The sequence below is a fragment of the Fructobacillus ficulneus genome (assembly GCF_001047075.2).
GTDB classification, from domain to species: domain Bacteria; phylum Bacillota; class Bacilli; order Lactobacillales; family Lactobacillaceae; genus Fructobacillus; species Fructobacillus ficulneus.
In genome coordinates this window covers 1-5,242 of record NZ_DF967983.1, presented here as the reverse complement: position 1 = coordinate 5,242, position 5,242 = coordinate 1, and the positions used below count along the sequence as shown (strand labels likewise).

At 49.2% G+C, this 5,242-nt stretch carries 1 tRNA gene and 3 rRNA genes; all 4 read right to left on the bottom strand.

Annotation, left to right across the window (positions count from 1 at the left end):
• Position 1: 1 nt before the first annotated feature.
• Positions 2-118 (bottom strand): 5S ribosomal RNA (rrf, locus tag AOQ29_RS00380).
• A 77-nt stretch (positions 119-195) separates the two neighbouring features.
• Positions 196-3,104: ribosomal RNA gene (locus AOQ29_RS00375) — 23S ribosomal RNA — on the bottom strand.
• Between the two features lie 199 nt (positions 3,105-3,303).
• Positions 3,304-3,376, bottom strand: a tRNA-Ala gene (locus tag AOQ29_RS00370).
• A gap of 104 nt (positions 3,377-3,480) precedes the next feature.
• Positions 3,481-5,030 (bottom strand): 16S ribosomal RNA (locus AOQ29_RS00365).
• Together the 16S, 23S and 5S rRNA genes with 1 tRNA gene alongside form the textbook arrangement of a ribosomal RNA operon.
• Between the last annotated feature and the right edge of the window lie 212 nt (positions 5,031-5,242).

The following is a 5,242-nucleotide window of genomic DNA, read 5'->3' as shown; positions in this document are numbered from 1 at the left end:
GGCATCGCGTCTTCCTATCCTCGCAGCCAGCGTTCCGGCAACTACTTTCGGCGTGATAGAGCTTAACTTCTGTGTTCGAGATGGGAACAGGTGGTTCCTCTATGCTATCGACACGACACCTTGAGCTTTTACACTCAAAACTAAATAATCTTTACTCTTCTTTTAAACTTCTATCTGAACCACTCATTTGACTCTTTGGTTAAGTCCTCGACCGATTAGTACTAGTCCGCTCAATGTATCACTACACTTCCACTTCTAGCCTATCTACCTCATCATCTCTGAGGGGTCTTACTCTATTAATTAGATGGGAAATCTCATCTCGAGGCGAGTTTCACACTTAGATGCTTTCAGCGTTTATCTCATCCATACGTAGCTACCCAGCAATGCCTTTGGCAAAACAACTGGTACACCAGCGGTATGTCCATCCCGGTCCTCTCGTACTAAGGACAGCTCCTCTCAAATTTCCAACGCCCGCGACGGATAGGGACCGAACTGTCTCACGACGTTCTGAACCCAGCTCGCGTACCGCTTTAATGGGCGAACAGCCCAACCCTTGGGACCGACTACAGCCCCAGGATGCGATGAGCCGACATCGAGGTGCCAAACCTCCCCGTCGATGTGGACTCTTGGGGGAGATGAGCCTGTTATCCCCAGGGTAGCTTTTATCCGTTGAGCGATGGCCCTTCCATGCGGAACCACCGGATCACTAAGTCCTACTTTCGTACCTGATCGAGTTGTCTCTCTCGCAGTCAAGCTTGCTTATGCCTTTACACGCTACGAATGATTTCCAACCATTCTGAGCAAACCTTTGAGCGCCTCCGTTACCTTTTAGGAGGCGACCGCCCCAGTCAAACTGCCCACCAGACACTGTCCAGGATCACGCTAAGTGACCGCTGTTAGAATGTTCATACAACGAGGGTAGTATCCCACCGTGCGACTCCAGCTAGACTAGCGTCCAACCTTCATAGTCTCCTACCTATGCTGTACAAGCAGCACAAACATTCAATATCAAGCTACAGTAAAGCTCCATGGGGTCTTTCCGTCCTGTCGCGGGTAACCCGCATCTTCACGGGTATTTAAATTTCACCGAGTCCCTCGTTGAGACAGTGCCCAGATCGTTACGCCTTTCGTGCGGGTCGGAACTTACCCGACAAGGAATTTCGCTACCTTAGGACCGTTATAGTTACGGCCGCCGTTTACTGGGGCTTCAATTCGTACCTTCGCCGAAGCTAAGCACTCCTTTTAACCTTCCAGCACCGGGCAGGCGTCAGCCCCTATACTTCATCTTACGATTTTGCAGAAACCTGTGTTTTTGATAAACAGTCGCCTGGGCCTTTTCACTGCGGCTCATGTTGCCATGAGCACCCCTTCTCCCGAAGTTACGGGGTCATTTTGCCGAGTTCCTTAACGAGGGTTCTCTCGCTCACCTTAGTGTTCTCCACTCGACTACCTGTGTCGGTTTGCGGTACGGGCAGTGTAAGACTCCCTAGAAGCTTTTCTTGGCAGTGTGACGTCACAGACTTCGCTACTTTATTTCGCTCCGCATCACAGCTTGTCCTTAAGGAGAAAAGCATTTCACTCTTCTCCAGACTTACTGCTTGCACACACATCCATTAGTGTGATCTGTTAGCCTCCTGCGTCCCTCCATTGGTCAAACGCCTTACAACTGGTACAGGAATCTCAACCTGTTATCCATCGACTACGCTTCTCAGCCTCGCCTTAGGTCCCGACTTACCCTGGGTGGACGAGCCTTCCCCAGGAATCCTTAGTCATTCGGTGGACAGGATTCTCACCTGTCTTTCGCTACTCATACCGGCATTCTCACTTGTAAGCGCTCCAGCCGTCCTCACGGTCGACCTTCGTTGCCCTTACAACGCTCTCCTATCACGTGTTAAACACGTCTGCAGTTTCGGTAATATGTTTAGCCCCGGTACATTTTCCGCGCAATGGCACTCGACTAGTGAGCTATTACGCACTCTTTAAATGGTGGCTGCTTCTAAGCCAACATCCTAGTTGTCTATGCACTATCACATCGTTTTCCACTTAACATATATTTTGGGACCTTAACTGGCAGTCTGGGCTGTTCCCCTTTCGACGGTGGATCTTATCACTCATCGTCTGACTCCCATTCATACATATCTGGCATTCGGAGTTTATCAAACTTTGGTAACCCGAGATGGGCCCCTAGGCTTAACAGTGCTCTACCTCCAGTATGCTTATAATGAGGCTAGCCCTAAAGCTATTTCGGAGAGAACCAGCTATCTCCAAGTTCGTTTGGAATTTCACCGCTACCCACAGTTCATCCGAGCATTTTTTAACATGCACCGGTTCGGACCTCCAGTAAGTTTTACCTCACCTTCATCCTGACCATGGGTAGGTCACCTGGTTTCGGGTCTACAGCATCGTACTTTTCGCGCTATTCACACTCGCTTTCGCTGCGGCTCCGGTTTTTTCACCTTAACCTTGCACGATACCGTAACTCGCCGGTTCATTCTACAAAAGGCACGCCATCACCCATTAACGGGCTCTGACTTCTTGTAGGCGTCGTGGTTTCAGGAACTATTTCACTCCCCTTCCGGGGTGCTTTTCACCTTTCCCTCACGGTACTGGTTCACTATCGGTCACTAGGGAGTATTTAGCCTTACGGGATGGTCCCCGCGGATTCCGACCGGATTTCACGTGTCCGGCCGTACTCAGGATCCTGTCTAGAGGTTATGTTGCTTTCGGTTACGGGATTATCACCCTCTTCGATAACGCTTCCCAACGTTTTCACCTAGCAAATAACTTGGTAACTCAACGACAGTCCTACAACCCCAGCATGCAAGCACACTGGTTTGGGCTCTTCCCGTTTCGCTCGCCGCTACTCAGGGAATCGATTTTTCTTTCTGCTCCTGCTGCTAATGAGATGTTTCAGTTCACAGCGTATTCCTTCGTCTATCCTATGTATTCAGATAGCGATAACATTTTTATATGTTGGGTTCCCCCATTCGGAAATCTCTGGGTCATAGCGTACTTACCGCTCACCAAAGCTTATCGTAGTTAGTCACGTCCTTCATCGGCTCCTAGTGCCAAGGCATCCACCACGCGCCCTTATTCACTTAACCACAACTTTTAAAGTTGGATCAGTTTTATGAGTTGGTCATTTTTCAGACCTGCGATTAAACCGTTCTTGTTAAAGAACTTGTGTTGTTTCTCGGTTCATTTAGATGATTCACCTCTGAATCATTTTAAAAGAATTTCTTGATTATTCAGTTTTCAATGTACAAGCTACCTAGTATTCTCTTCTCAGACAATACCAGGTAATGGAGAATAACGGGATCGAACCGTTGACCCCCTGCTTGCAAAGCAGGTGCTCTCCCAGCTGAGCTAATCCCCCATACGCTGGTGTCTTTTCGTGCACTCGCGCACTCAAAACTAAACAAAACTTTAAAACAAACTAAATTGGCACTTAAGCCCCTGTAACGCTCCGATTATCCTTAGAAAGGAGGTGATCCAGCCGCAGGTTCTCCTACGGCTACCTTGTTACGACTTCACCCCAGTCATCTGTCCTGCCTTAGACGGCTCCTCCCCGAAGGTTAGGCCACCGGCTTTGGGCATTACAAACTCCCATGGTGTGACGGGCGGTGTGTACAAGACCCGGGAACGTATTCACCGCGGCATGCTGATCCGCGATTACTAGCGATTCCGACTTCATGTAGTCGAGTTGCAGACTACAATCCGAACTGAGACGTACTTTAAGAGATTCGCTTACCCTCGCGAGTTTGCTGCTCGTTGTATACGCCATTGTAGCACGTGTGTAGCCCAGGTCATAAGGGGCATGATGACCTGACGTCGTCCCCGCCTTCCTCCGGTTTGTCACCGGCAGTCTGTCTAGAGTGCCCAACTGAATGCTGGCAACTAAACATAAGGGTTGCGCTCGTTGCGGGACTTAACCCAACATCTCACGACACGAGCTGACGACGGCCATGCACCACCTGTCACTTTGTTTCCGAAGAAAACAGCACTATCTCTAGTACCTTCAAAGGATGTCAAGACCTGGTAAGGTTCTTCGCGTTGCTTCGAATTAAACCACATGCTCCACCGCTTGTGCGGGTCCCCGTCAATTCCTTTGAGTTTCAACCTTGCGGTCGTACTCCCCAGGCGGAACACTTAATGCGTTAGCTTCGGCACTAAGGGGCGGAAACCCCCTAACACCTAGTGTTCATCGTTTACGGTGTGGACTACCAGGGTATCTAATCCTGTTTGCTACCCACACTTTCGAGCCTCAACGTCAGTTGCAGTCCAGTAAGCCGCCTTCGCCACTGGTGTTCTTCCATATATCTACGCATTCCACCGCTACACATGGAGTTCCACTTACCTCTACTGCACTCAAGTTCGACAGTTTCCAAAGCACTTCCACAGTTGAGCTGTGGGCTTTCACTTCAGACTTATCGAACCGTCTGCGCTCGCTTTACGCCCAATAAATCCGGATAACGCTCGGGACATACGTATTACCGCGGCTGCTGGCACGTATTTAGCCGTCCCTTTCTGGTATGGTACCGTCAAAGCAGGTTCATTTCCTAACCTACCTGTTCTTCCCATACAACAGTGCTTTACGACCCGAAAGCCTTCATCACACACGCGGCGTTGCTCCATCAGACTTTCGTCCATTGTGGAAGATTCCCTACTGCAGCCTCCCGTAGGAGTTTGGGCCGTGTCTCAGTCCCAATGTGGCCGGTCAGTCTCTCAACTCGGCTATGCATCATTGTCTTGGTGAGCCTTTACCTCACCAACTAACTAATGCACCGCGAATCCATCAAAAAGTGGTCCGAACGGACCTTTTAACGTTTTGTCATGCGACAGTACGTTTTATACGGTATTAGCATCTGTTTCCAAATGTTATCCCCTGCTTTTCGGTAGGTTATTCACGTGTTACTCACCCGTTCGCCACTCGCTTGAAAGGTGCAAGCACCTTTCGCTGCGCGTTCGACTTGCATGTATTAGGCACGCCGCCAGCGTTCATCCTGAGCCAGGATCAAACTCTCATGTTAAAAGTTTGAAGATTGCTCTTCGATTAAACTGACTAGTTGCTATCTCTCGATAACGCCTATCCGTTTATTGTTTGTTACGAATTGACTTCGCAAATTTGTTTGTGATCATCGACCGTGATGACCACCGTTACAGATTTGTTTGTTCAAAGTTTTGTTCAGTTTTCAATGTGCGATGCCTTGTTAGGGCAACTCATTTAGTTTACCAAAGCTGA